2 protein-coding genes are annotated in these 2243 nt (G+C 70.3%); both read right to left on the reverse strand.

From position 1 onward, the window contains the following. Window positions 1-1492, reverse strand: a 1492-nt coding sequence (locus P3W75_RS20370; RefSeq protein WP_276229119.1) for an autotransporter outer membrane beta-barrel domain-containing protein, incomplete at its 3' end; no start/stop codon positions are given. 141 nt (window positions 1493-1633) lie between these two features. Next, window positions 1634-2243, reverse strand: a 610-nt coding sequence (locus tag P3W75_RS20375) for an SDR family oxidoreductase (RefSeq protein WP_276229120.1), incomplete at its 5' end; no start/stop codon positions are given.

Below are 2243 nucleotides of genomic sequence, written 5' to 3' on the forward strand. Positions count from 1 at the left end.
GCGCGGGCTCCTCGGGTGGCACCGGGGGAGGCGCGGGTTCCTCGGGCGGCGGTGGAGGAAGCGGCGGGGGCGGTGGTTCCGGCGGAGCCGGAGGCGGCGCGGCGACGCTGGAGCGCAGGTACCAGCTGTTCTCGGTACCGGCCGTCAAGCCACCCTTGAACAGGTAGTATTGGTAGGCACCGACGGAGAGGCCCTGGCTCAGGCTGAAGGCCTGGTCACTGCTGCTCGCGCCCTGATTCGCCTCGACCAGCAGGATGCCGTCGCCACGAGTCAGCCCACCGCTGCCACCGAGATTGCTCAACACGATGGCGGTGCTCCCATCCAATCGGCCCTGGCCGACGATCAGCCGGTCCGCCGGCGCGCCATCGCCAGCCAGCACGGCCTGCAGCAGCAACCGGCCGGTCTCGCCGCGGTAATCGCCCAGCACTGTCAGGCTGTCGTCCGTACGCTCGCCGCTGCGGGTCAGGTCGATGGTCCCGGCGTTTACCAGCATCGCCGGCTGGCCGGAAGTGAAGGCCCGGATACGGCCACTGGCGGAGGTGAGGAAGCTACCGCCGTCGACACGCAGCTGGCCCTGGCCGCTGAGGCTGTCGCCGAGCACCAGGCTGTCGTCCAGGTCCAGGCGCGCGCCGTTGCGCAATTCGATACTTTCCCAGTTCAGGTAGCGCGCGCCACCGGTGGCGCTCAGCGCTTCCAGCAGCAGGCTGTCGCGGCCGGGACCGCCGTCCAGCGAAGGGGGGATGGCGAAGGCCTCGGCCGGCACCGCGGTCACGCTCACGCTGTCGTCGCCGGCAGCCATCTGCAACCCGCCATGAAAGGTGCCGCCGCCCAGCCACAGCAGGGCGTCGTTGCCCGCGCCCATCAGTACCTGGCCACCGATGTCGCCACCGCTCAGGCTGAGCCGGTCGTTGCCGCTGCTGAGGCTGACATTGCCACCGACGCTGCCGCCGGAAATGCTCAGGGTATCGTTGTCGAAGCCGGCCACCAGGTTGGCCAGGATGCGCCCGCCACTCATTTCGAAGCGGTTGGCGCCCAGGCCGATGTCCACCCGGCCGATGCTGCCGCCGCTGATCGACACCGCGTCGCCGCCTTCGAAGGCGCCGACTATGGTGCCGCCGCTCATGACGAAATCGTCGAAGCCGTCGCCCTGGCTGAGCGACTGAATCTGCCCACCGCTCATGCGGAAGCTGTCGATGCCGTCGCCCTGGCTCACCGCGCCACCGATGCGCCCGGAGGCCACCTCGATACGGTCGGCGCCGGCGCCGAAGCTGACAGCGCCGGTGATGGTGCCGCTGCCGCCGGCGGGCAGGACCAGGCTGTTGTTACCCTGGGGGTCGACCAGCGCCGCGGCGACGCCGCTGTCGCAACGGTAATCGTCGTTGCCGGGGGAAGGGGAAAAGTCGCACGCCGCCTGCAGAGGCTCGGCACAGAACAGGTACGCCAAGGTGCAGGCACCCAGCGCCGCACCGGCGGCACCGCGCGTTGCGCTCATCGTCAGGTTCCCCGCTGGCCGCTGCAGCTGGCCCCGCCCCGGCGGCGGGCCCGTTCTCTACAGCACTAGCGCAGTCCGGGGGCATGGGCCACCGCCACGCCCCGCAGGGGTGACCGGTGGTCCCAGTATTCACCGAATCAATCAGAGGGCGGTGTGACCGCCGTCCACCGGCAGGGCGATGCCGGTGGTGAAGCCGGCGTTGTCGCTGCACAGGTAGAGCACCGCCGCGGCGATTTCCTCGACCTTGCCGACGCGCCCGACCGGGTGCATGGCGGCGGCGAACTCGGCCTTCTTCGGGTCGGCCTCGTAGGCGCGGCGGAACATGTCGGTGTCGATCACCGCCGGGCAGACCGCGTTGATGCGCACCTTCTTCTTCGCGTATTCCACGGCCGCCGACTTGGTCAGGCCGATCACCGCGTGCTTGGAGGCGGCGTAGATGCTCATCTTCGGCGCCGCGCCGAGGCCGGCCACCGAGGCGGTGTTGACGATGGCGCCGCCGCCCTGGGCGAGCATCACCGGGATCTGGTGCTTCATGCACAGCCAGACGCCCTTGACGTTGACGCCCATGATGGCGTCGAACTCGCTTTCCTTGCCCTCGGCCAGCCTGCCCTGCTCGATCTCGATGCCGGCGTTGTTGAAGGCGTAGTCCAGGCGGCCGTAGGCCTCGACGGTGGCGGCCACCAGGGCCTGGACCTCGGCGTCGCGGGTCACGTCGCAGCGCATGAAGCGCGCTTCGCCGCCGGCGGCGCGG

This window comes from Pseudomonas citronellolis (assembly GCF_029335315.1).
Taxonomy (GTDB): Bacteria; Pseudomonadota; Gammaproteobacteria; order Pseudomonadales; family Pseudomonadaceae; genus Pseudomonas; species Pseudomonas citronellolis_A.